At 64.0% G+C, this 23,756-nt stretch carries 24 protein-coding genes; 7 read left to right on the forward strand and 17 right to left on the reverse strand.

The window, feature by feature from the left end; translation table 11 throughout:
- Window positions 1-250: 250 nt before the first annotated feature.
- From ACXAHG_RS17740 to ACXAHG_RS17760, 5 genes are all read right to left on the reverse strand, one after another.
- Window positions 251-1,399: an acyl-CoA dehydrogenase family protein gene (locus ACXAHG_RS17740; protein WP_475042662.1), complete on the reverse strand. Its 1,149-nt coding sequence runs from the start codon at window positions 1,397-1,399 to the stop codon at window positions 251-253.
- Between the two features lie 23 nt (window positions 1,400-1,422).
- Window positions 1,423-1,635 (reverse strand): hypothetical protein, encoded by a 213-nt coding sequence (locus ACXAHG_RS17745; RefSeq protein WP_065266373.1) that lies wholly within the window; start codon window positions 1,633-1,635, stop codon window positions 1,423-1,425.
- Window positions 1,636-1,709: 74 nt separating this feature from the next.
- Window positions 1,710-3,491, reverse strand: a complete 1,782-nt coding sequence (locus ACXAHG_RS17750; protein WP_475059431.1) for an acyl-CoA dehydrogenase C-terminal domain-containing protein — start codon at window positions 3,489-3,491, stop codon at window positions 1,710-1,712.
- Window positions 3,492-3,563: 72 nt separating this feature from the next.
- Window positions 3,564-3,965, reverse strand: coding sequence for a MerR family transcriptional regulator (locus ACXAHG_RS17755; protein ID WP_475042664.1), 402 nt, complete (start codon window positions 3,963-3,965; stop codon window positions 3,564-3,566).
- Window positions 3,966-4,251: 286 nt separating this feature from the next.
- Window positions 4,252-4,620, reverse strand: a complete 369-nt coding sequence (locus ACXAHG_RS17760; protein WP_475042666.1) for a MerR family transcriptional regulator — start codon at window positions 4,618-4,620, stop codon at window positions 4,252-4,254.
- Window positions 4,621-4,743: 123 nt separating this feature from the next.
- Between ACXAHG_RS17760 and ACXAHG_RS17765 the strand changes: the two genes are divergently transcribed.
- Genes ACXAHG_RS17765 through ACXAHG_RS17775 form a run of 3 tightly spaced genes read left to right on the forward strand, consistent with a single transcriptional unit; the run spans window position 4,744 to window position 7,005 of the window.
- Entirely contained in the window at window positions 4,744-5,166 is a 423-nt protein-coding gene (locus ACXAHG_RS17765) for a PaaI family thioesterase (RefSeq protein ID WP_475042667.1), read from the forward strand.
- Window positions 5,163-5,681 (forward strand): PaaI family thioesterase, encoded by a 519-nt coding sequence (locus ACXAHG_RS17770; protein ID WP_475059433.1) that lies wholly within the window; start codon window positions 5,163-5,165, stop codon window positions 5,679-5,681. The genes ACXAHG_RS17765 and ACXAHG_RS17770 overlap by 4 nt, the downstream gene beginning before the upstream one ends.
- A 4-nt stretch (window positions 5,682-5,685) precedes the next feature.
- Window positions 5,686-7,005, forward strand: coding sequence for an MATE family efflux transporter (locus ACXAHG_RS17775; RefSeq protein ID WP_475059436.1), 1,320 nt, complete (start codon window positions 5,686-5,688; stop codon window positions 7,003-7,005).
- A 113-nt stretch (window positions 7,006-7,118) separates the two neighbouring features.
- Here the strand turns inward: ACXAHG_RS17775 and arsC are convergent, their stop codons facing one another.
- Genes arsC through ACXAHG_RS17790 form a run of 3 tightly spaced genes read right to left on the reverse strand, consistent with a single transcriptional unit; the run spans window position 7,119 to window position 8,850 of the window.
- Window positions 7,119-7,460: an arsenate reductase (glutaredoxin) gene (gene arsC / locus ACXAHG_RS17780; protein ID WP_475059471.1), complete on the reverse strand. Its 342-nt coding sequence runs from the start codon at window positions 7,458-7,460 to the stop codon at window positions 7,119-7,121.
- Window positions 7,457-8,515 (reverse strand): quinone-dependent dihydroorotate dehydrogenase, encoded by a 1,059-nt coding sequence (locus tag ACXAHG_RS17785; RefSeq protein ID WP_475059438.1) that lies wholly within the window; start codon window positions 8,513-8,515, stop codon window positions 7,457-7,459. The genes arsC and ACXAHG_RS17785 overlap by 4 nt, the downstream gene beginning before the upstream one ends.
- Window positions 8,512-8,850 carry a DUF952 domain-containing protein gene (locus ACXAHG_RS17790; RefSeq protein ID WP_475059441.1) on the reverse strand — a complete coding sequence of 113 codons (339 nt, stop codon included), beginning with the start codon at window positions 8,848-8,850 and terminating at the stop codon, window positions 8,512-8,514. Before ACXAHG_RS17790 ends, ACXAHG_RS17785 begins: the two co-directional genes overlap by 4 nt.
- Before the next feature lie 163 nt (window positions 8,851-9,013).
- Here ACXAHG_RS17790 and ACXAHG_RS17795 point away from each other — a divergent pair, with 163 nt between their 5' ends.
- Window positions 9,014-10,594 (forward strand): bifunctional metallophosphatase/5'-nucleotidase, encoded by a 1,581-nt coding sequence (locus ACXAHG_RS17795; RefSeq protein ID WP_475059443.1) that lies wholly within the window; start codon window positions 9,014-9,016, stop codon window positions 10,592-10,594.
- A 162-nt stretch (window positions 10,595-10,756) separates the two neighbouring features.
- A complete protein-coding gene (locus ACXAHG_RS17800; protein ID WP_475059445.1) occupies window positions 10,757-11,065 on the forward strand; it encodes a DnaJ family domain-containing protein in 309 nt (102 codons plus the stop codon).
- 6 nt (window positions 11,066-11,071) lie between these two features.
- Here ACXAHG_RS17800 and ACXAHG_RS17805 read toward each other — a convergent pair whose 3' ends face one another.
- A complete protein-coding gene (locus ACXAHG_RS17805; protein ID WP_475059448.1) occupies window positions 11,072-12,832 on the reverse strand; it encodes a tetratricopeptide repeat-containing sulfotransferase family protein in 1,761 nt (586 codons plus the stop codon).
- A gap of 90 nt (window positions 12,833-12,922) precedes the next feature.
- Here ACXAHG_RS17805 and ACXAHG_RS17810 point away from each other — a divergent pair, with 90 nt between their 5' ends.
- Window positions 12,923-13,612: an SOS response-associated peptidase gene (locus ACXAHG_RS17810; protein ID WP_475059450.1), complete on the forward strand. Its 690-nt coding sequence runs from the start codon at window positions 12,923-12,925 to the stop codon at window positions 13,610-13,612.
- Between the two features lie 2 nt (window positions 13,613-13,614).
- Here ACXAHG_RS17810 and ACXAHG_RS17815 read toward each other — a convergent pair whose 3' ends face one another.
- Window positions 13,615-14,106, reverse strand: coding sequence for a MarR family winged helix-turn-helix transcriptional regulator (locus ACXAHG_RS17815; protein ID WP_475059452.1), 492 nt, complete (start codon window positions 14,104-14,106; stop codon window positions 13,615-13,617).
- Between the two features lie 165 nt (window positions 14,107-14,271).
- Between ACXAHG_RS17815 and mnmH the strand changes: the two genes are divergently transcribed.
- Entirely contained in the window at window positions 14,272-15,324 is a 1,053-nt protein-coding gene (mnmH, locus tag ACXAHG_RS17820) for a tRNA 2-selenouridine(34) synthase MnmH (protein ID WP_475059454.1), read from the forward strand.
- Window positions 15,325-15,527: 203 nt separating this feature from the next.
- Here the strand turns inward: mnmH and selD are convergent, their stop codons facing one another.
- From selD to ACXAHG_RS17855, 7 genes are read right to left on the reverse strand one after another with little or no spacing between them, the layout of a single operon-like run.
- The gene (gene selD / locus ACXAHG_RS17825) at window positions 15,528-17,690 is read right to left on the reverse strand and encodes a selenide, water dikinase SelD (RefSeq protein ID WP_475059474.1); all 2,163 of its coding nucleotides are present in this window, start codon (window positions 17,688-17,690) and stop codon (window positions 15,528-15,530) included.
- A 30-nt stretch (window positions 17,691-17,720) separates the two neighbouring features.
- The gene (locus tag ACXAHG_RS17830) at window positions 17,721-18,122 is read right to left on the reverse strand and encodes a Na+/H+ antiporter subunit G (protein ID WP_475042683.1); all 402 of its coding nucleotides are present in this window, start codon (window positions 18,120-18,122) and stop codon (window positions 17,721-17,723) included.
- 12 nt (window positions 18,123-18,134) lie between these two features.
- Window positions 18,135-18,404 (reverse strand): K+/H+ antiporter subunit F, encoded by a 270-nt coding sequence (locus ACXAHG_RS17835; protein WP_019295814.1) that lies wholly within the window; start codon window positions 18,402-18,404, stop codon window positions 18,135-18,137.
- Complete coding sequence (locus ACXAHG_RS17840; protein ID WP_475059457.1) at window positions 18,401-18,898, reverse strand: Na+/H+ antiporter subunit E; 498 nt, start codon at window positions 18,896-18,898, stop codon at window positions 18,401-18,403. The genes ACXAHG_RS17835 and ACXAHG_RS17840 overlap by 4 nt, the downstream gene beginning before the upstream one ends.
- The gene (locus tag ACXAHG_RS17845) at window positions 18,895-20,433 is read right to left on the reverse strand and encodes a monovalent cation/H+ antiporter subunit D (RefSeq protein WP_475059476.1); all 1,539 of its coding nucleotides are present in this window, start codon (window positions 20,431-20,433) and stop codon (window positions 18,895-18,897) included. The genes ACXAHG_RS17840 and ACXAHG_RS17845 overlap by 4 nt, the downstream gene beginning before the upstream one ends.
- Window positions 20,433-20,786, reverse strand: coding sequence for a Na+/H+ antiporter subunit C (locus tag ACXAHG_RS17850; protein ID WP_475042686.1), 354 nt, complete (start codon window positions 20,784-20,786; stop codon window positions 20,433-20,435). The genes ACXAHG_RS17845 and ACXAHG_RS17850 overlap by 1 nt, the downstream gene beginning before the upstream one ends.
- A 2-nt stretch (window positions 20,787-20,788) precedes the next feature.
- Entirely contained in the window at window positions 20,789-23,650 is a 2,862-nt protein-coding gene (locus ACXAHG_RS17855; protein WP_475059460.1) for a monovalent cation/H+ antiporter subunit A, read from the reverse strand.
- Window positions 23,651-23,756 lie beyond the last annotated feature (106 nt).

Raw genomic sequence — 23,756 nt, forward strand, 5'->3', positions numbered from 1 at the left:
GCGGGGGTTTCACACCCCCGCACCCCCGTGGAGTATTTTTGGAAAGATGATGGGGCATTAACCCGCCTCATCGCTCCGTTTGTTACCTTGGGCTTGCGGTACAGGCTGGAGAGCCGATGGCCGTGAAAGGTGAAGACGTCCCTGCCCATTTGGCGAAAGCTAGGGGTAGGGACACTGCCTTTGCTTCATCTTTCCCCAAATACTCAAAATCCATCATCAGCCTCCCGCGATCCCGCCGCGGCCCCTGCGCCTACAGCGACCGCGCAATCAGCTCCTTCATGATCTCATTGGTTCCGCCGTAGATCCGCTGCACCCGTGCGTCAGCCCACATCTCACCCACCGCGTAGTCCTGCATGTAGCCATAGCCGCCATGCAGCTGCAGGCATTCGTCCAGCACTTCGCCCTGGGTGTCCGTAATCCAGTATTTTGCCATCGCGGCCTTTTCGACTGTCAGCCTGCCCTGCAGATGCTCACTGATGCATTCGTCCAGAAAGGCGCGCGCGACCTTGGTCTTAGTCAGGCATTCGGCCAACTTGAAACGGGTGTTCTGGAACTGCGTGAGCGGGCCGCCAAAGGCTTCGCGCTCCTTACAGTAGGCAACGGTGCGCTCCACCGCGCCTTCCATTGCGCCGACCGCGCCGCAGGCGATGATCAGCCGCTCCTGCGGAAGCTGCTGCATCATCTGGTAGAACCCCTGGCCCTCGGCGCCGCCCAGGATGTTTTCCGGCGGGACCGCCACATCGCTGAAGAACAGCTCCGACGTGTCCGCTGCGTGGCAGCCGATCTTGTCGAGGTTGCGGCCGCGGCTGAAGCCTTCGGCGCCATCGGTCTCCACCGCGACCAGCGACACGCCTTTGGCGCCTTGGCTGGGGTCGGTCTTGGCCGCCACCAGGATCAGATTGGCGTGCTGCCCGTTGGTGATGAAGGTCTTCTGCCCTGACAGCCGGTAGGCGTTGCCGTCGCGCGCGGCCTTGGTCTTGATTGCCTGCACGTCCGACCCGGTGGAGGGCTCTGTCATCGCCAGCGCGCCGACCAGCTCGCCGGTCACCATCTTCGGCAGCCAGCGCTGTTTCTGCTCCTCGGTGCCATAGGCCAGAATGTAATGGGCCACGATGCCGGAGTGGATGCCGTTGCCCCAGCTGGCCAGATTAGCGCGGCTGCCTTCCATCAGGATCACCGCCTCATGGCCGAAATCACCGCCGGCACCGCCGTATTCCTCGGGGATCGAGGGGCAGAGAAGGCCAAGCGCGCCCGCCTGGGTCCAGGTTTCCCGGTCCATCAGGCCCTGCTTGCGCCAGGTCTCGAACTTAGGCGCCCATTCATTGCTGATGAACTGGGCCGTCATCTCCCCAAGCATCTGATGCTCATCCGTCATCCATGCGGAATGCGTCTTGGTCATTTCTCTCCCTTTGCTGCGCTTTTCTAGCGCTTTCGCGCCTCCAGCTCGGCGTTGAACAGCCGCAGCCGGTGGCTCAGGTTCTCGTAGTCCGTCACGCTGTCGAAGTTCTCGAACAGGAATGACAGCGCCTCTCCCTCATCCAGCCCCGCCTCCTGGGCGAACCTCTTCAGCCTGCGGTAGCCGTCCTCCGTCATTGCGATCGGCAGGCGGCGGGTCAGGCGGAAACGTTTCGGCATCTTGTGGTCCTTTGTGTGTCAAAGCACCGGCTGGGGCTTGCGCAGGGCGCCCCGCGAAAGGGCGCCCAAGGGCATCAGAAGGCGTCCGCGTCCAGCGCCATCACCGCATCTGCACCGCTTTCGATGCGGGCCAGGTGCAGCTTGGTCGCGGGCAGCCGCCGTGCCATATAGTACCGGCCGGTTGCGAGTTTCGTCTCATAGAACGCCGCGTCAGGCGGCCCCGCGTCAAGCGCTTCTTGCGCCGCCTTGCCCATCTTTGCCCACATCAGCCCCAGGCAGACCTGCCCGAACAGGTGCATGAAGTCATAAGACCCTGCCAGCGCGTGGTTCGGATCCTTCATACCGTTTTGCATAAAGAACATGCCGGCCGCCTGCAGGTCCTTGGAGGCCGCTTGCAGGGGTTTGATGAAGTCCTTGGCGAAAGTCTCTGAAATGTCTTTGTTTTCCTGGCAGAACGTCTTCACCTGGTCAAAGAAAGCCAGGACATATTTGCCGCCGTGCTGTCCCAGCTTGCGGCCCACCAGATCCAGTGCCTGCACGCCGTTGGCGCCCTCGTAGATCATCGCGATGCGGGCGTCGCGGGTGTATTGCGACATGCCCCATTCCTCGATGTAGCCGTGGCCGCCATAGACCTGCTGTGCCAGCACGGTCATGTCATAGCCCTGATCGGTCAGGAAGCCCTTAATCACCGGCGTCATCAGCGAGATCAGCCCGTCCGCATCCTTGTCACCGGCGCGGTGCGCCTGGTCGATCAGGGTGGCGCCCCACAAGAGGAACGCGCGCGCGCCCTCGGCAAAGCTCTTTTGGTCCATCAGCGAGCGGCGGATGTCCGGGTGCACGATCAGCGGATCGGCCGGGCCGTCCGGGTTCTTGGCGCCGGTCACGTCGCGGCCCTGCAGCCGGTCCTTGGCGTATTCAACTGCGTTCTGATAGGCGGCCTCGGCCTGTGCCAGACCTTGCATGCCGACACCCAGCCGCGCCTCGTTCATCATGGTGAACATGGCGCGCATGCCTTTGTGCTCTTCGCCCAGAAGGTAACCGGTGGCGCCGTCATAGTTCATCACACAGGTGGAGTTGCCGTGGATGCCCATCTTCTCTTCGATCTTGCCAACGGCAACACCGTTGCGCTCGCCCAGGGTGCCATCCGCGTTCACCAGGAACTTCGGCACGATGAACAGCGACACGCCCTTGATGCCGTCCGGTCCGCCGGGGATCTTGGCCAAGACCAGGTGCACGATGTTCTCAGCCATGTCGTGATCGCCGGAGGAGATGAAGATCTTCTGTCCGGAAATCTTATAGCTGCCGTCACCCTGAGGTTCCGCCTTGGTGCGCATCAGGCCCAGGTCGGTGCCGCAATGCGGCTCGGTCAGGTTCATGGTGCCGGTCCACCGGCAGCTGATCATGTTGGGCAGATAGGCGGCCTTCTGCTCCTCCGTGCCATGCGCCAGAATGGCCGAAGCCGCGCCATGGGTCAGGCCTTGGTACATGGTAAAGGCCTGGTTCGCGGCGGAAAAGAACTCACCCACCGCAGTGCCCATCACATAGGGCATGTTCTGGCCGCCGAATTCCTCCGGCATGTCCAGCCCGGTCCAGCCGCCTTCTTTCATCTGCTCGAAGGCTTCCTTGAACCCCGCAGGCGTGTAGACCACGCCATTTTCCAGGCGGCAGCCCTCCTGATCGCCCACCACGTTCAGCGGGTGCAGCACTTCGCTGGCGATCTTGCCTGCCTCCTCCAGCACGGCGCCGGTGAAGTCCGGCTCCAGCTCATGGTATCCAGGGGTGCCGCTTTCGGACACTTTCAGCACATTGTGCAGGATAAACTGGGCGTCTTTGGCGGGGGCTCGATAGGCAGGCATTGCGGTCCTCTTCAGGGTCGTGTTGCTCAGGTCAATGCCGGGCAGGCCGGCAGGAAAGGGCGGGGCGGCGGCCTATTCGGCCGCCTCCTGCTTGGCCTTCATTGAGGCGATCATCTTCTCGCCCCAGGCCAGCTGGTCCTTCAGGTCCTCGATTGCCTCGGTCAGCTCCTCGCGCTGGCGCTCCATATCGGCGAGCCGTTCACGCGCGACCTCATAGGTTTTGGTGAGCTGGGTCACCTGCTGGTCGCCGACATGGTACAGCTCCAAAAGCTGGCGGATTTCCTCCAGGCTGAACCCGAACCGCTTGCCGCGCAGGATCAGCTTCAGCCGGGCGCGGTCGCGTTTGGTGAACAGCCGCTTCTGGCCGTCGCGGATCGGGAACAGCAGTTCCTTGGCTTCGTAGAACCGGAGCGTGCGGGGCGTCACGTCAAAGGCCTCGCACATCTCGCGGATGGTCATGGTTTCTTCGGTCATCGTCGTCACTCTTACGGCTTGGTGCAGGACTAAGCTGGTCGCAGTCCGGATTTCGATCAAGACTTACTTTACGTTTACGTAAGTTGTACGTTGCGTCACTTTGCATGGTGTTACTGGTTCGCAAAACGCACATAAAGTGACGTAACGTTATGGAGCTGCTTGCTGCCTGCAGACGGGTTCCGGCAGCGCTTCTGGCCAGGAACCGGGGCGAATCCGGCTGCTGGGTCTGCAAACAGAAAACCCCGCCACCGGGGCAGGGTTTCACTTTCGGCAAGATGTGCAGGGCTTACTTCAGCAGTGCCCGGGTGCTTTCGCGCAGCGCGCTCAGCTCTTCAATGGCCTCATTGATCTGGACGCGCTGCTTTTCCAGCTCCACCAGCTGGCGGTCGGCCATTTCCATGAAAGCATGGTTCTGGGCGTCGTTGCCCTCTTTCTCGTAGATCAGCAGCCATTGGCGGATTTCTTCCAGCTGAAAGCCGAATTTGCGCCCGCGCAGGATCAGCTTCATCCGGGCACGCTCCCGCGCGCCGTAAAACCGCGACCGGCCTTCGCGGTCCGGATGCAGCAATTCGATGTATTCATAATAGCGCAGCGTTCGCGGCGTGACCTCGAACTCGGCGCACATTTCCTTGAATGACAATCTGTTGTCGGCCATCCGTCTTCTCCCTTGCCGGGAACCTATGCACTTGCAGCGAACAGTGCAACCTCCGTGGCGGCACACTTGCGCTTGCGCCGGACCGGGTCCAAAGATGGGACAGAGATTTCAAAGGACAGCCCCATGGCCGATAAGACAGAGCTCGCGCGCCAGTTCATCGAAGCAATCCCGCACGCCAAGCAACTGGGTATGAAGCTGACAGAGATCGGCGACGGCACCGCCGAGATCCGCATGGCCTATGATGAAAAGCTGATCGGCGATCCCGCCACCGGCGTCATTCACGGCGGTGCGGTCTCAGCCCTGATGGACACATGCTGCGGCGCAGCGGTGATGAGCCACCCGTCCGCCCCAGGCGGCACCGCCACCATCGACCTGCGCATCGACTATATGCGGCCCGCCACTCCAGGGCAGGCAATCACCACTCGCGCCACCTGCCACCAGATCACCCGCACCGTTGCCTTTGTCCGCGCCGTGGCAATGGACGAGGACACCGACCGTCCCGTCGCCACCGCCTCCGGCGCCTTTACCGTGGAGAAGAAGTTTTGAGCCGCCCCCGTCCCGAACCGATCCAGGTGGTCAAGCAGCGCCGCGATGCAGCCCTGTCGGCGCTGGTCGACTCGGTGCCCTACATCCGCTTTCTGAACGTGACTTTCGAGCGCCGCGGCGATGAGCTGACAGCGGTTCTGAATTTCGACGACAAGCTGATCGGCAACCCGTTCCTGCCTGCGATCCACGGCGGGGTGACGGCGGCGTTCCTGGAAATCACCGCGATGATCACGCTCAACTGGTCGCACCTGTGGCAGCGCATCGAATCCGGTGATCTGGACCCGGCAGAGATGGCCAAGGGCAACCTGCCGCGCCAGCCCAAGACCATCGACTTCACCGTCGACTACCTGCGCTCCGGCCTGCCGCGCGATGCCTATGCACGGGCGCGGGTGAACCGTTCCGGCCGCCGCTATGCCTCGGTGCATGTGGAGGCCTGGCAGGACCACAAGGATAAGCTGTTTGCCCAGGCCACTGGCCATTTCCTGATGCCGCAGGACAATAACGGCGAAGGCTGACCGGATGACCAGCGCGGACACCGAGATCACCCATAAACGGGTGCTCAGCATCGCATTGCCGATTGTGCTGTCGAACGCCACGGTGCCTATCCTTGGGGCCGTGGATACCGGCGTGGTCGGCCAGATGGGCGAGGCCGCGCCAATCGGCGCGGTCGGTATCGGTGCAGTGATTCTGGCAACGATCTACTGGATCTTCGGCTTCCTGCGCATGGGCACCACCGGGCTGGCGGCACAGGCCCGCGGCGCGGGGGACTGGGGTGAAACCGGCGCGCTTCTGATGCGCGGGCTGCTCCTGGCCTTTGCTGCCGGAGCCGTCTTTATCATCGCGCAAGGCGCCGTGTTCTGGGGCGCCTTTGCGCTGGCGCCCGCCAGTGCCGAGGTCGAAAGCCTGGCCCGTGACTACCTGCAGATCCGCATCTGGGGCGCACCGGCCACCATCGCGCTTTATGCGGTCACTGGCTGGCTGATCGCGGTGGAGCGCACCCGCGGCGTGTTCCTGCTGCAGGTCTGGATGAACGGGCTGAACATTGTGCTGGACCTGTGGTTCGTGCTGAGCCTCGGCTGGGGGGTGGAAGGCGTTGCCATCGCCACACTGATCGCCGAATGGAGCGGCCTGGCATTGGGGCTGTATCTTTGCCGCGATGCCTTTGGTGGTGATCAATGGCGCGACTGGGCGCGGGTCTTTGATCCGGCGCGGCTGAAACGGATGATGCAGGTGAACGGCGACATCATGGTGCGCTCGGTTCTGCTCACCGGCTCCTTCACCACCTTCCTGTTCATCGGCTCCGGCATCGGCGACGTGAACCTCGCCGCCAACCAGATCCTGCTGCAATTTGTCGAGATCACTGCCTTTGCACTGGACGGCTTTGCCTTCTCGGCTGAGGCGCTGGTGGGCGGGGCTGTCGGTGCCAAAGCGCGGGATCGCGTGCGCCGGGCGTCGGTGATCACCTCGCAATGGGGCGTGGGCGGTGCGGTGCTGTTGGGCATCGCCTTTGCTGTTGGCGGGCCATGGCTCATTGACCTGATGTCAACCTCGCCGGAGGTGCGCGAGGCAGGGCGGATGTTCCTGGTCTGGGCCGCCGTGCTGCCCGTGCTCAGTGTCGCCAGCTATATGTTCGATGGCATCTATATCGGTGCCACCTGGACCCGCGACATGCGGTGGGCGATGCTGCAATCGGTGGCTATCTACGTGGTGGCGTTGCTGGTGCTGGTGCCGGCCTTTGGCAATCACGGCCTGTGGGCCGCACTGATTGTGCTGAACATTGCCCGCGGCGTGACGCTGGGCCTGCGCTACCCGCGGCTAGAGGCGCAGGTGGGCGTCTGAGACAGCCGGAATTCTGCGAGAATTCCGGCCTGTTTTCCGGCGCGGAAAACCGGTGCTTTGCACCCCCAAAAATCCTCGCAGGATTTTTGGCCGTTTCCCGCGCCGGGAAACGGTCAGAGCAAGGTTTCGATCGCCTCGGTCGGGCGGCCGATCACGGCCTTGCCGTCCTTGATGGCAATCGGGCGCTCGATCAGGATCGGATGCGCTGCCATCGCAGCCAGCAGTTCCTCCTCGGCGCTGTCCTTTGTAAGCCCCAGCGCCTTGAAGATCTTCTCGCCGGTCCGCATCATCTGAACTGCAGAGACGCCAAGCGCGGCCAAAACGGCCTTCAGTTCCTCAACCGAGGGCGCATCCTCCAGATAGGCACGCGTCTGCACCTCTGCGCCGCGCTCCTCAAGCAGCACGAGGCCCGCGCGGGATTTTGAGCATTTCGGGTAATGCCAATAGGTGATCACAGCCATTCCTTCCGTTTGCTTCCAACCGCTTGCGCGACGTTCTCGAACCCGTCCCGCGCCAGCAGTTCGTCCAGCCCGCGGGCAATCTCGCCGGCCAGCGACAACCCGCCATAGACCATCGCGGTGTAGAACTGCACGGCGTTCGCACCGGCGCAGATTTTGGCATAGGCCTGTTCCGCGGTGCTGATACCGCCGACGCCGACCAGCGGCACCTTGCCGTCCAGCAGCTCCGACAATTGCGCCAGAACCCGGGTGGATTTCTCAAACAGCGGCGCGCCGGACAGACCGCCGGCCTCGTCTTTGTGGGCGCTCTGCAACCCGTCGCGCGACAGGGTGGTGTTGGTGGCAATCACTGCGTCGATGCCGGTTTCCAGCGCGACTGCGGCAATGTCCTCGATCCCTGCGCGGTCCAGGTCCGGCGCGATCTTCAGGAACACCGGCACCCGGCGCGACAGCCCCTCGCGGGTTTCGATCACGCCCGCCAGCAGCGCCGACAGTGCCGCCTTGCCCTGCAGGTCGCGCAGCTTTTCGGTGTTGGGGGAGGACACGTTGACGGTGGCAAAATCCAGATGCGCGCCGCAGTGGGCCAGCACCTTGGCAAAGTCCGCGGCGCGGTCCGCGCTGTCCTTGTTGGCGCCGAGGTTCAGCCCGATCACCGCGTCGCGCGGGCGCTGCGACAGCCGGGCGCCGATCGCCTCCATGCCCTCGTTATTGAAGCCGAAGCGGTTGATCGCGGCCTTGTCCTCGGTCAGGCGGAACAGGCGCGGTTTGGGGTTGCCAGGCTGCGGGCGGGGCGTCGCGGCGCCCACCTCGATAAAGCCGAAACCGGACTTTGACAGCGGTGCCAGTGCTTCGGCGTTTTTGTCATAACCTGCCGCCAGCCCGACCGGGTTCGGCAGCTCGATCCCTGCCAGCGTTGTTTTCAACCGGGCAGAGATCACCGGGCCGTGGGCAGGCGCCAGCCCCATGGTCAGCGCCTTCACTGACAGGCCATGTGCCGCCTCCGGATCAATCCGGTGCATCGCCGCCAGGGCCAGCTTTTCAGTCAGCTTCATGCCATCTCCTCCGGGAACTGATGGATGCCCCCGACCAGCGGCAGCGGCTTGGCCCAGACCACGTCACCCATGCGGATATTGCGGTAGAGATGCGGGAACTCGGCACCGCCGCGGGAGATTTCCCATTTCAAATCGCTTCCCATTGCGTCCGCATCGCAGGCCAGCAGGGTCAGCCCCTCGGCGTCTGCAAAATGCTTGGCCGCAGTCTCGGCCGCCTGGCTAGCAGTGGAGAAATGGACATAGCCGTCCGCCACATCAATCGGCGCGCCGGGCGTCTCGCCCGCGGCCTGCAGCGCGGCCCATTCGTCCGCCCGGAAAATCTTGTAAATCAGCATATCGGCCTGATGCCCTGCGTTTGCAAAGGAATCAAGGGGGATTGGGGGCTAGCCGCCGGTCAAGCTGACGCCAGGGGAGGCAGCATGGCGGCTTTTCCCCTTTGACCGGCGCGGGGTTTGGGCGCAGGCTCCCCCTCAAAACAGAACAACGGGAGCGCTCCTCATGATTGCACGTATTCTCATATCGGTTGCAGCCCTGGCCCTGACCGCCGGTGCGGCGGCGGCGGAGTACAAGCTGACCATTCTGCACACCAACGATTTCCATTCGCGGTTCGAGCCGATCAACAAATACGACAGCACCTGCGATGCGGAGGATCAGGCCGAGGGCAAGTGTTTCGGCGGCACCGCGCGGCTGGTGACGGCCATAGCGGACGCGCGGGCGCGGGCGGAGAATGCGATCCTGGTGGATGGCGGCGACCAGTTTCAGGGCTCGCTGTTCTACACCTATTACAAGGGCAAGGCCGCGGCGGAGTTCATGACCAAGCTGGGTTATGACGGGATGACCGTGGGCAACCATGAATTCGACGACGGGCCGGAGGTGCTGCGCGGGTTCATGGATGCCGTGGGCTTTCCGGTGCTGATGTCGAATGCGGATGTGTCGCAGGAACCGGCGCTGGCGGATGTGCTGAGGAAATCCACGGTGATCGAGCGCGGCGGTGAGAGGATCGGCCTGATCGGCCTGACGCCGGAAGATACCCATGAACTGGCGAGCCCCGGCAAACACGTGCATTTTTCCGACCCGGTGGCAGCGGTGCAGGCGGAGGTGGACCGGCTGACCGCCGAGGGCGTCAATAAGATCGTGGTTCTCAGCCACTCCGGTTACGGGGTGGATCAGCGAGTGGCAGCGGAGACCTCCGGTGTGGATGTGATCGTCGGCGGTCATTCGAATACCTACCTCTCCAGCACATCAGAGAAGGCCGCAGGGCCTTACCCGACCGTGGTGAACGGGGTGCAGATCGTGCAGGCCTATGCTTATGGCAAGTTCCTGGGTGAGCTGAACGTGACTTTTGACGATGCCGGCAATGTTGTCAGCGCCGCTGGCGAACCGCTGATCATGGATGCCGCCGTCAGCGAGGACGCGGCGACGCTGGACCGGATTGCGGAGCTGGCCCAGCCGTTGGATGAGATCCGCAACAAAGTGGTGGCAGAGGCGGCGGAACCCGTTGAGGGCGGCCGTGATGTGTGCCGGGTGCAGGAATGCCAGATGGGCAACCTGGTGGCCGATGCGATGCTGGATCGGGTCAGGGATCAGGGCGTGACCATTGCCATTGCCAACTCCGGCGGTATTCGCGCCAGCCTGGATGCGGGGGAGGTTACTATGGGCGAGGTGCTGACCATCCTGCCGTTCCAGAACACGCTCTCGACATTCCAGATTGACGGCAAGACGCTGGTTGCGGCGCTGGAGAACGGCGTCAGCCAGGTGGAGGACGTCAAAGGCCGGTTTCCGCAGGTCGCTGGGCTGAAATTCAGCTGGGACAGCTCCGCCGCGCCGAACGCAGGCCGTGTCACAGAGGTGTTGGTGGCTGAAGGCGACGGCTTTGTGCCCATTGATCCGGCCAAGACCTATGTGGTGGTTACCAACGATTACGTCCGCAATGGCGGCGACGGCTATGCAATGTTCGAGGGCGACGACAAGAACGCCTATGACTTTGGTCCCGACCTGGCGGATGTGCTGGCGGAGTATCTGGCCGCACAAGGCCCCTATACGCCCTATACCGATGGGCGGATTTTGCAGGTGAAATAGACCGCGGCACATAGGTCCGGATCGGACCCAATGTTTCGCGCGCGAAACATTCGGGCAGGAAGGCTGCCGCATTATTTTTAAGCATCCTTAACCTTCGCCACCCGTTCGTTAACGGGGGGCAGGGGCTTTCGCACCGCCCGCGCGCATGGCAGAATGGCGGGCATGGACCACCCGCTGATTGACCTCATCAACGCCCGCATCGAAGCTGCCGAGAGGGACGGCGCCTTTGATAATCTGCAAGGCGCCGGCAGGCCTCTGCCGAAGTGCGAGGATCCGGAGAATGAGCTGGTCAACCGGTTGGTGCGGGAAAGCGGCGGGGTGCCGGAGTTTGTCAGCCTGTCGCGCGAGCTGCAGCGCCTGCGGGCGGAGCTGCGCGAGGCCGGCGACCGCAGCCGCCGGCAGGAGATCCTGAAAGAGATGTCGATGATGGACGCGCGGATCGAGATCGCACGCAAGGCCTACACCAAGTAACGTCCGTTAACCTTTGATTTCAGGCCGGATTTCCGGCCAAATTTCCGGGTCCAGCCCGTCGATGAAGGGCGCCAGAACATCGGCGTATTTCTCCCATTTGCCGATTGAGCGCGTGTGCGCCGTTTGCCTTACTTGCGTATTTGACAGCGTCAGAACCTGGCCTTCGTGCCGTTCCGGGTGGGCCATATCCTCGACCCACTCCAGCCCGCAGAACTCTGCCAGTTTGCGGCTTTCGCCCTCGATATCCGCAACCAGGTTTTCATAGCGCAGGTCATAGATCCGGCCCGGCATCACCTGCCGCCAGTGCTGCATCAGCCGGCCATAAAGGTTGAAGCGGTGCGCCATTGCCTTCAGGTCATAGGCATAGGTGAGCGAGCTGCCGGAGAAATAGCCGCGCCAGATCGACAGGGCGACATCGCGCGGGTCGCGGCAAAGATGAACAAAACGTGCATCCGGGTAGGCGGTCAGCAGGTGGCCCAGAAGACGGTAGTTGTCGGGCATCTTGTCGACATAGGCCGCGGTGCCTTCGGGCATTTCGGGCAGGCGGCTGATGTCCTCCGCCACAAAGTTGCGGACGGCCTCAGGCGTGAACGGCTGATCCTGGTCCAGGTAGGGATGCAGCAGGTAGGCCGGCACGCCGCGTTCGCCCAGCGGGAAAACTGACGGGTGCGAGCCGATTACTGTTTCGGTGAGTGTGGTGCCCGAGCGCGGCATCCCCACCACATAGACCGGGCGCGGACCGTCTGGCGCGGTCTCCGCCGGGGTGATCTGCGCCGGGAAGGCAGCCATGATCCGGCTGAACTGCTGCTCGGTTTCTTCATAGTCATAAGAATTCTGCGCCGCCATACAGGCGTTGGCCTCGTCATTGTGGGCGGCAAAGGCCGCCTTGTCGCCGGCCTGGTCGCAGATCCGCGCCAGGGCAAAGCTGATGTTGGCACGGTCCAGCGAACCGGCAGGGGCCGCCTTCAGCGCTTTTTGTGCGATGGGCTGCAGCTCTGCGTTCTGCTCGCGGCTGTTGAGGCGGGCCAGCATTTCCAGAACCTGGGTGTCCTTGGGGTCCAGCTCCATCAGGGCCAGGCACTGCTCGCGTGCCGCAGCGCTTTCGCCGTTGGAGATCAGCTGGCTAGCCAGGCGGCGGCGGGCCTCAATATTGCGGGGATCCACTGCGACAGCCTTCTGCGCGGCGCTGGTGGCCTCCTCCTGCCGCATCAGCCGGGCCAGCGGCAGGCTGATGTTGATCAGCGCGTCAACATCATTGGGGTTGAGGCGCAGGGTGGCCTGGTAATCCTCCAGCGCTGCCTTCTCATCGCCCAGGGTTTTCCACGCCATCGCCCGCAGCCGCAGCATACGCGGCTGTCTGGCATCAAGTGCCAAGGCGCCGTTGGCGGTAGCCAGGGCCGCTTCCAGCGCGTTCATGATCAGTTCTGCCTGCGCCTTCAGATAGAGCGCGGCCTGGTCGCCGGGCTGGTCTTTCAGCACCCGCTCCAGCAGTTTCATCGCCTGTTCGCCCTGCTGCATGAACAGCAGCGTCTGTGCCAGATTCTTGCGGGCGTCGTGAAAACCGGGCGCCAGTGCCAGCGCCTTTTTGAAATAGGGCACAGCATCGCGGTGCTTGCCCAGGCCCGACAATGAGATGCCGGCGATATTGGGGAAATCCGGGTGGCTCTTGTGCCGCTTCATGCCGCCCTTGGACTGCTTCAGCGCCTGTTTGAACTTGCCCTGGTTGAGAAAGCCCAAGGCGGATTGGAGATCATTCTGAAGAGTCATAAGGCCTATCTATCATCCTGTCAGAGCCGCTGAATAGCGTTGAGCCGGCGAGGCTTTGCATCTGCGCCGCGGCCCGGGTTAGAAATCAGCATGTGCGGACGATTTGCCATAACCCTGCCTGCGGATGCAATGGCGCAGCTGTTTGCGGCGCAGCCTGCGAATAATCTGCCCCAGGTGCCGGACTTCAACGTCTGTCCGACTAACGCGGTGCATGTTGTGCAGGCGGGCGGTGCGGGGCGGCAGCTGGTTGCGATGCGCTGGGGGTTCCTGCCGTATTGGTACAAGTCTGAGACCGCCGGGCCGCTGCTGATCAACGCGCGGGCGGAGACGATTGCGCAGAAGCCTGCCTTTGCCAAGGCCGCCCGCGCGCGGCGCTGCCTGATCCCGGCCACCGGGTTTTATGAATGGACCAAGTCGGAGGAGGGCGCCCGGCTGCCTTGGTACATTCATCGCAGTGACGCGGCGCCGATTGCCTTTGCTGCTGTCTGGCAGAGCTGGGGGGAGGATGATCCGGTCAAGACCTGCGCCATTGTTACCACCGCAGCCAATCAGGGGATGTCGGCCATCCACCACCGGATGCCGCTGATCCTGGAGCCTGGGGACTGGGCCAAATGGCTGGGCGAGGAGGGCCATGGCGCTGCCCGGCTGATGCAGCCGGGGGCGGAGGGCGTGCTGGACTTTCACCGCGTCGATCCGGCGGTGAACTCCAACCGGGCTGAGGGGCCGGAGCTGATTGAGCCTTTCGGGGAGGAGGACATCCCGCGCGGGCGGCTGATCTGAGCCTATTCGGCGGCCTCGCGGGTCGGCAGGTCGCGCTGCGGCGCACGGCTGAGGCCGTTGGCCGCCAGGGTCGCCTTTTGCAGCAGTTTCGTAAAGACGTCCTGCTCCGCTTCTGTCAGGCCGGTCAGGATGCGCGGCTGGGCGGCCCGCACGATGGGCAGGATGCGCTCCAGCAGCGCTTCGCCTTCGCAGGTCAGGCTGACCTCGCGGGCGCGGCGGTCGGCCTGGGAGACCCGGCGCGCCACCAGGCCCTTTTCCACCAGCCGGTCCACAACCTTGCCCAATGTGGCACGGTCATAGGCAATAAGACCCGCAACCGATGCCTGGTCGATGCCGGGGTGCTGCCGGATCGCCGCCAAGGCAGAAAACTGCACCGGCGTCAGGTCGGTGCCTTCTTCGGCCATCCGTTCCAGGAACTGGGCCACGGAGATCTGGTGCAGCCGCCGGATCAGGTGGCCGGGCAGGGTGTGGATGTCCAAAGGGTCGTTGTTCATGGCCGTCTGTTTCTTGCCTTTCAGGAGCTGCCGGGCGTTCAGCAGGGGCGGGTGTGCATTGCCCTGATTGCCTTACTGAACTGTGCGCAGTGCGCGCAAGTTTTATTGCCGCAGCTGCGGCAATTGCGGCTTTTCCTTGCCGAACGGGCGGGGTAGGCATGGGCCATGGCGCTGAAATTCACCTCCTTGCAAGAGTTCTATGCCCACGGGTTCGACACCGTGATCGACGTGCGCAGCCCGGCGGAATTTGCGGAAGACCATGTGCCGGGGGCGATCAGCCTGCCGGTGCTGGACAATGACGAACGGGCCAAGGTCGGCACCATCTATGTGCAGGACAGCCCGTTCAAGGCGCGCAAGCTGGGGGCGGCGCTGGTGTTTCGCAATGCCGCCAACCACATTGAGCAAAGCCTGAGCCACCATGAGGGCGGCTGGAAGCCGCTGGTCTACTGCTGGCGCGGCGGCCAGCGGTCGGGGTCGTTCACCTGGATGCTGCAACAGATCGGCTGGCGTGCCGAGGTGGTGGAGGGCGGCTATCAAAGCTACCGCCGCCTGGTGAATGCGGCGCTCTATCAAGCCGCGCTGCCGCATAGGCTGGTGGCGCTGGACGGCTATACCGGATCGGCCAAGACCGAGGTGCTGAAACGGGCCGGGGCCTTGGGCGTGCAGGTGCTGGATCTTGAGGGGCTGGCCAATCACCGGGGCTCGCTTCTGGGGGATATGCCGGCGCCGCAACCCTCGCAGAAGGGGTTCGAATCCGCCTTGGCAGGCGCGCTGATGAAACTGGACCCGGCCCGCCCGGTTCTGGTGGAGGCTGAGTCGAGCAAGATCGGCCAGCGGATCATCCCGCCCGCCGTCTGGGACGCGATGAAGCAGGCGCCTAGGATCGATTTGCAAGTGCCGGTGGCAGCGCGCTGCCGGTATCTGGTGGAAGCTTATGACGATGTCCTGTCGGATGCGGAGCGCCTGAGGGACAAGCTGGGACCGCTGCGCGCCCATCGTTCCGGGGCCGTGGTGGATGGCTGGTTTGCCAGCATCGAGGCGGGGGACAAGGCTGCGTTGACGCAAGCCCTGATGGTGGAACACTACGACCCCGCTTACCGCAAGTCCCGTGCGGCCATTGGCGCGGAGGTGGCCGCCACGGTCGAAGCGGATACGCTGGATGAGGCGGGGTTGAACGCCGCCGCGGCGCAAGTGGCGCAGTGCATGTCTGGTCTCTGACAGGGGATCTCCCGCCCGTCGCCGGGGCATCTGCGATACCCCGCTCCCGTTGGGCGTGGCGCTGCGCTGACGCGCAGCGGGACCAGGTATTTGCAACAAGACAGAAGCCCCGGTCTTTGCGCTTCTTTCTGGTCTGAAAATACTCCGGGGTGAATTGGCCCCGAAGGGCCAAGAGGGGCTTTCCCCTCAGCCCTTTCGGGAAGTCAGGCGCTGAGGGTTATGGTTCCGGTGCCGTCTGTGATCTTGCCGATGCGGGCGGCCGGGTATCCGGCGGCGTGCAGCTGCGCCAGCAGGTTTTCAGCCTGATCAGCGGCTGCAGCTGCCAGCAGGCCGCCTGCGGTTTGCGGGTCGAACAGCAGGTCTTGCCAGCCAGAGGTATTCAGCTCTGGCAGAGCAGCCTGGTTGGCGGGAAACAGAGAGGAGCGGATGCCGCGGTCTGCCAGTTCGGCGGCGCCCTGCATCAGGGGGATCTTGCTGGCGGACAGCTCTGCCCCGGTTCCGGACGCCTCGCAAATGCCCAGGAGATGGCCCAGGAGGCCGAAGCCGGTGACATCGGTCATTGCATGCGCATCCTGCAGGATCCGGGCAGCGGTGCCCTGCGGCTGGCCCATCTGCTCCAGCGCGGCGGCGACCCATTCACCATTTGCCTCGCCCGCCATTTCTGCGGCCATCAGCACGCCGGAGCCGAGGGGTTTGGTCAGGATTAAGGCATCGCCCGGCTTGGCGCCTGCAAGGGTGATTGCGGGGCGGGGGCAGAGGCCGGTGACGGTGAAGCCCACGGTCAGCTCATCCCCCAGCGAAGTGTGGCCGCCGATGATGGCAGCGCCTGCTGCCTGCATGGCCTCTGCGGCGGCGGTCATGATTTCCTGCAGGGTGCGGGCCTGCAGGGCGGGGGACATGCGCGGCAGGATCAGGTTGGCGGTGGCGGCCTGCGGCTCGGCCCCCATTGCCCAGATGTCGCCAAGCGCGTGGACAGCGGCGATGCGGGTCATCTGCACCGGGTCATTGGTGAAGCTGCGCAGGTGGTCGGTGCTGACCACCTGTTTGACACCGCCGGTGGTCAGAAGGGCCGCGTCGTCGCCGGGCAGGGGGGTGATGTCCTTGCGGTCCGTGCCGCCAAGCCCTGCAAGCGTGCCGAGCAGCGCGTCGCGCCCGACCTTGGCGCCGCAGCCGCCGCACATGGGTTTGTCACCCAGTGCCGCCTCCATATCCAGGGTGTGCTCTGCGGGCAGGTCCGGCGGGTCCATCGCGGGCAGGTCGCGGAATTTCTCCATGAAAGCCTGGTCGATACGGTCTTTCCAAGTCCACATCAGCGGCCCTGCGAGGGTGGTGCCGAAGCGTTCGCCAAGCGCTTCCTTGGAGCCCATGGAAATCAGTTTCAGGTAGTCCTGCTGCGGCTTGTACTTGCGCAAGGGATCGCCAGTCATCAGGGCGCGCAGGTTATGGTAGAGCACCGGTGCCTGGCGGACGGCGTAGACGCCGGCCTTGGGGCGGGGGGCAAAATCCATATGGGCGCAGTCGCCGGCGGCAAAGACGTTTTCGGCTGTGCTTTGCAGGGTTTCGCTGACACGGATGAAGCCGTCGTTCAGTTCCAGCCCGCTGTTGGTGAGCCAGCCGTAGGGGCGGGCGCCCGCGGCGCCGGTGGCGAAATCCGACAGGATCTCGCGCCCGTCCTGCAGCAGGATGTAGCCTTCCTCGATACGTTCGATTTTGGCGTTTTCCTCAAGCCGCACCCCCTGTTCGACCAAGGCGCGGCGCAGAGTGCGGCGGGCCGTCGCGCCGATGGCGCGCAGGGCGTCGCCGCTGTCGATCAATGTGGCTTGTTCCAGACGGCCGCGGGATTTGAGAGCATAGGCCATGGCGAGGATCAGCTCCACCCCGGCGACACCGCCGCCGATCACGGCAACACGGGCCGGGCCGTCCCCTTCGCGGAAGGCAGCCCATTGGGCGGCGAAGCGGCCGAGAGGTTTCGCCGGGATGCCGTATTCGGCAAAGCCGGGCAGATCCGGCATGGCGGAGGTGATGCCGACGTCGACGGACGCCACGTCATAGGCAATCGGCGGGCGGCCCGGCACATGCACGAGCTGCGCCGCGGTGTCGATATGCTCCGCGGCGCCCAGCACCACGCGCGCGCCTGCAAAACGGGCGAGGCGGACAAGGTCGATGTCCAGCTCGTCCCGCTGGTAATGACCTGCCACAAAGCCCGGCAGCATGCCGGAATAGGGGGCCGTGGGGCCGGGGTTGATCACCGTCAGCCGGGCGCCGGGCAGAGGTTTCATCCCCCATTTGCGCAGGACCAGCGCGTGGGTGTGGCCGCCGCCAACCAGAACCAGGTCACGGGTCAGCGGCAGGCGGGAGGTGTCGATCACGGTTTAGGCCTTCCTGGCTGGGCGTGCTTATTCTTCGGCAGGCGGGGTCTGGGACGCCTGGCGGCGTTCCTCATCCTCGGGCGTGTCATGGGTGGCCCAGTGATCGTCGCCGCCGGCCTCGGGCATGGTGTCGCGGGTTTCCTGCCGGTGGATGTGCACCTTGGCAATGAAATTCGCCGTGATCGGTGCGGTCAGGAACAGGAACAGGGTGATCATCAGCTCGTGGTAGGAGAAATACTTCTCAAACGCTGCGGCGTGCAGCATCGAGGCCAGCAGCACGCCGCCGACACCAAGGGTGGTTGCCTTGGTGGGCGCGTGCAGGCGCGACATCGGGTCATTGAGTTTCAGCAGACCGAAGGAGCCGACAATGCCGAAGATCCCGGCTGTCACCAGGAAGGCGGCAACGAGGAATTCAAAAAGGGTTTCCATCTCTCAGCCTCCTTACTCGATGATGTTGCCGCGCAGAATGAAGCGCGCGTAGGCCACGGTGGAGACAAAACCAAGCATGGCGATGATCATCGCGGCCTCAAAGAAGATCTCAGTCCCCAGCGCCATGCCATACAGCACCATCAGTGCGATGGCGTTGATGAACATGGTGTCGAGCGCCAGGATACGGTCGGCGACGTCAGGGGCAGTCACGACCTTCCAGAGGTTCATCAGCATGGCGAGCGCGAAGCAGGCGAAGGCAAAGGTGGCGGCGCTTTCGATCATTCGAAAATCTCCATCAGCCGGCGCTCGTAGCGCTGTTTGATTTCATCCCGCACCGCGTCGGGGTTGGGGGCATCCAGGCAATGGACCAGCAGGGCGTGGCCCTCGTCCGAGACATCCGCCGACAGGGTGCCGGGCGTCATGGTGATGGTACCTGCAAGGGCAGTGATCGCCTCCGGCGTTTTCAGGTCCAGCGGGACGGTGATCCAATTGGGGCGCCGGTCGGCGTTGGGTTTGAACAGAACGATGCGGGCGACGATGATATTGGCCTGCACGATGTCCAAGAGCACCACCAGGATGTATTCCGCGATTTTGAACGGGCGGCGCAGGGTGGGGCGGTTGGGCCAGTAGGGCTGGGTCACGAAGGGGATCACAACCCCCAGCAGGAAGCCGAAGACCAGCGAGTTCAGCGACCACCGGTTCACCATCAGGAGCCAGGTGAGGGTCAGCAGAAGGGTGAGGAACGGGTGCGGGAACAGCCGCCAGATCAGTTTCATTCCGCGGTCCTCCCCAGAACGGTGTCGATATAGGCCGTGGGCGCATAGAGCTGTGCTGCCGTTGCCTCGGCGTAGCGGGTGGCGGGGCCTGCAAAGACGGTGAGCGCAATCAGCCCGCCAAGGAGGCCAAAGCAGGCCACGAAGGGCAGCTGCGCCGGGCGGGCGGGCAATGTGCCCACCGGCGGCTCTGCGCTGGTGTCTGTATCTTCGGGCGGCAGGCCGTGGCCCTTCCAGAACAAGAGCGATCCCGCGCGGGCCATGCCGATGATGGTGACAAGCGATCCTACCAGGATCACGCCCCAGATCCAGGGGGCGAGGGCCGCTCCGCGGGTGGCGTCCAGCACCAGCAGTTTGCCCAGGAAGCCCGACAGCGGCGGCATCCCAGCCAGCGCGATGGCGGCGGCAAAGAACAGCGCCGAGATCAGCCCGGTCTGCGGCATGGGCAGCTGCGGCAGGATCCACTGGCCTTGGCGCTCCATCACCAGATCAGCGACCAGGAACAAGAGCGCAGCGGCCAGGGTGGAGTGCACCAGGTAGTAGAGCGCGGCGGCGGCGGCGGTCTGGGTGAACAGCGAAATGGCGATCAGCAGCGTGCCCATGGAGGCGATGGCGCCGAAGGCGGCGAGGCGGCCCAGCTTCTTGGAGCCGAGGACGCCGATGGCGCCGGCGCCAAGCGTCAAAAGGGCGGCGGGCAGCAGCCAGCTTTCAGTCAGGCCCGCGGTCGCTTCGACTTCGGGGCCGAACACCAGCGTGTAGATGCGCAGGATCGAATAGGCGCCGACCTTGGTCATGATGGCAAAGAGTGCCGCCACCGGCATCGGCGCATTGGCATAGGCCGAGGGCAGCCAGAAGTGCAGCGGCAGGAGCGATGCCTTGATGGCAAACACCAAGAGGAGCATCACTGCGCCGACGCGCAAGAGGGCGGTGTCCTCCGCCGGGATCTGGGCGACCTTCACGGCGAGGTCGGCCATGTTGAGGGTGCCGGTCACGGAATAGAGCGTGCCAAGCGCAAACAGGAACAGGGTGGAGCCCAGGAGGTTGAACACCACATACTGCACGCCGGCCTGGAAACGGCGGGTGCCGCCGGAGTGGATCATCAGACCATAGGAGGCGATCAGCAGCACCTCGAAGAAGACAAACAGGTTGAAGGCGTCGCCGGTCAGGAAGGCGCCCATGATGCCCATCAGCTGGAACTGGAACAGCGCGTGGAAGTTGGCGCCGCGGGTGTCCCAGCCTGAGCCGATGGCATAAAGCAGCACCGGCAGCGCCAAGAGCGACGTGAGCACGATCATCATCGCCGACAGCCGGTCCAGCACCAGCACGATGCCAAAAGGCGCGGGCCAGTCGCCGAGTTCGTAGACCTTTACTGTGCCGTCAGCGGCCTGCGCGGCCAGCGCCAGGGTGACACCTGCCAGCAGCACTGCGCTGGCCAGCGAGAAGATCCGCTGCAGGTCCAGATGGTGGCGCAGCACCATGATGATGAAGGGGGCAACAAGGGCCGGCAGCACCACCGGCGCGATCAAAAGATGCTCCATCATGCGTCCTCCTCTGCGCCGTCTGCCTCAATGGGCATGGCGGTGCCGTCATCGCGGGAAGACAGATACGCCCCCAGCGCGATCATAACCACCACGGCCGTCATGCCAAAGGAGATCACGATGGCGGTCAGCACCAGCGCCTGCGGCAGCGGGTCGGTATAGGCGACCTCCTCATACTTGTTGAGGATCGGCGGCGCGCCGGTGACCAGCCTGCCGGTGGCAAACAGGAAGACGTTGACCGCATAGGTCAGGAGCGACAGGCCCAGGATCACCGGAAAGCTGCGGCGGCGCAGGATCAGGTAGACACCTGCCGCCGTCAGGATGCCCACGGCAGAGGCAACGAGAAGTTCCATGGTTATCCCTCCGTCCCGGTCTTGGCCGCTTCGTCGCGTGCCGGGTTGATGTCCATTGCGTGTTCCGTGCTCATCCCCGGCTGCCAGGCAAAGCGCGACAGGCTTTCGAGTGCCAAGAGCACCGCGCCGACAACGGCCAGGAAGACGCCGAGGTCAAAGAGTGCGGCGGTGGCCCATTCGAACTCCTCCAGCGGCGGCCAGTGCAGGTAGCCGAAATCGCTGGTCAGGAAGGGCTTGCCGTTGAACCAGGCACCCATGCCGGTGGCGGCGGCGATCAGCACGCCGGAGCCGATGATGGCGTGATAGGGGTAGCGCTGCCGCTCGGCTGCCCAGGCAAAACCGGAGGCCATGTACTGCATGATGATGGCAATGGCCGCTATCAGACCGGCAATGAATCCGCCGCCCGGCAGGTTGTGGCCGCGGAAGAAGATATAGGCCGCCACCATAAGTGCCAGAGGCATCATCACCCGGGTTGCCACCACCATCATCAGCGGGTGGGCGTCGCCGGCCTGCGGCAGGTCCGGCTCGCGGTTCAGCAGGTAGGCGCGGACCTTGGACCCCAAAACGGCCTCTGTCAGGGCAAAGATCACCATGGCGGCGATGCCCAGCACGATGATCTCGCCAAAGGTGTCATAGCCGCGGAAGTCGACGAGGATCACGTTCACCACATTGGTGCCGCCGCCGCCCTTGTAGGAATTGGCGAGGTGGAAATCCGAGATGGTCGGGAAGGCGAAGTCGCGCATCAAGAGCGCATAGATCAGCCCGCCCGCCCCAAGGCCCGCCACCACCGCAATTGCACCGTCGCGCAGGCGTGTGAGGACCGGGGTTTCAACCGGGGTTTCCTTGGGCATGAAGTTCAAGGCCAGCAGCATCAGGATGATGGTGACCACCTCAACCGAGATCTGGGTCAGCGCCAGGTCGGGGGCCGAGAGGTAGTTGAACGACATCGAGACCACCAGGCCCACAACGCCGATCAGCACCAGCGACAGCAGGCGGTTGCGGTGCTTGGCGACGATAAAGAGGGTTGCCACCACCAGTGCAAACCAGCCGGTGATGGGCAGGGCGCCGGGATCCTGGATCTGACGGGTTTCAGCCCCCAGGGTGCCGCCGCGGTAGGCGAAATAGCCGATGGCGACGGTGAAGGAGACCATGATCGCCGCGTAGCGGGTGAGGACGCCGTTATGCAGCCCTTCGGTCACGAATTGGCTGAGACGGGTGAAGGCGGTGATGAGCGCCTCGAAGATGGTCTTGGCCTCGGGCCGCGGCATGGCGTTCCAGATGCGCTGAAGGGGGGCATGCAGCGTCAGCAGAACTGCACCGCCCGCAACGGCGGCAATGGACATGTAGAGGGCCGGGGTCAGCCCGTGCCAAAGCTTGAGAGAGTAATAGGGCAGTTTTTCTCCGCCAATGACGGCGGTGGCGGCTGTGGCGACCATTGGGCCTGCGATCTTGGCCGAGGCAAGGCCGATCAGAACCACAAGCAGCACCAGGAAGGCCGGGCCGATCCACATGCCGGTGTTGGGGTCATGGGGGTGGCCGGGGTAGTCGTTGCGTTTGGGGCCGAGGAAGACATGCGCGATGAACCGGAAGGAATAGGCCGCCGAGAACAGCGCCGCCACGGTGGCCAGCGCGGGCACGAGCAGGTGCGAGCCGTTCCAGAGGGTGTGGGCGGTTTCTTCCAGCATCATTTCCTTGGAGAGGAAGCCGTTGAGGGGCGGGATGCCGGCCATCGACAGCGCCGCAACTGTACCGATTGTAAAGGTGACGGGCATCAGGTGGCGCAAGCCGCCAAGGCGTTTGATGTCGCGGGTGCCGGCCTCGTGGTCGACAATGCCCGCGGTCATGAACAAGGCGGCCTTGAATGTGGCATGGTTGATGATGTGGAAGACGGCGGCCACCGCGGCGATCTTGGTGCCAAAGCCCAGCAGCATGGTGATCAGGCCCAGGTGGCTGACGGTGGAAAACGCCAAAAGCGCCTTGAGGTCATCCTTGAACAGCGCAATCACCGCGCCCAGCAGCATTGTGACAAGGCCCGTGGTGGCAACGATATAGAACCACTCTGGCGTGCCGGCCAGCACCGGCCAGAGGCGGGCCATCAGGAACAGCCCGGCCTTCACCATGGTGGCAGAGTGCAGATAGGCCGAGACCGGGGTCGGCGCCGCCATGGCGTGCGGCAGCCAGAAATGGAACGGGAACTGCGCCGATTTGGTGAAGGCGCCCAAGAGGATCAGGATCAGCGCAGGCAGGTAGAGATCCGAGGATTGGATCGCTTCCTTGTTCTGCAGGATCACGCTGAGGTCATAGGAGCCTGCGATATGGCCCAGGAGCAGCATCCCCGCAATCATCGCCAGCCCGCCGGAGCCGGTGACAGTCAGCGCCATACGCGCGCCCTGGCGGCCTTCGGGCAGGTGTTTCCAATAGCCGATCAGCAGGAAGGAGCTGAGCGAGGTAAGCTCCCAGAACACCAGCAGAAGCAGTATGTTGTCCGAGAGAACAATGCCAACCATCGCGCCCTGGAACAGCAGCAGATAGCTGTAGAACTGGCCCATCGGGTCTTCGCGCGACAGGTAGTAGCGGGCATAGAGGATGATCAGCAGGCCGATGCCCAGGATCATTGCCGCAAACAGGAAGCCCAGCCCGTCGAGGAAGAAATGCGCGTTGAGGCCAAGGGCCGGAAGCCAGTCCACGGCGGCAAACACGGTCTCGCCGCGGAACACGGCAGGGATGTGCAGCATCAGGCCGATGAAGGCGAGCAGCGTGGTCAGCCCGGCGGCAGAGGCAGCCGCATTGCGTCCGGCGCGGATCAATAGCGCGGGAAAGACGGCTCCGATAAAGGGCAGGGCCGCAATCAGGAAAAGGGACACGTGCAAGTCTCCTGTCGGGTTGGCGCGTCGTTTTTAGGCCAGTGCTAAGCAATTTTCTTGCTCAGAACCACCCCCGCCGCCCCGAATGCGGTAATATTGCCGCAGC

This window comes from Leisingera sp. ABD4_442 (genome assembly GCF_056160905.1).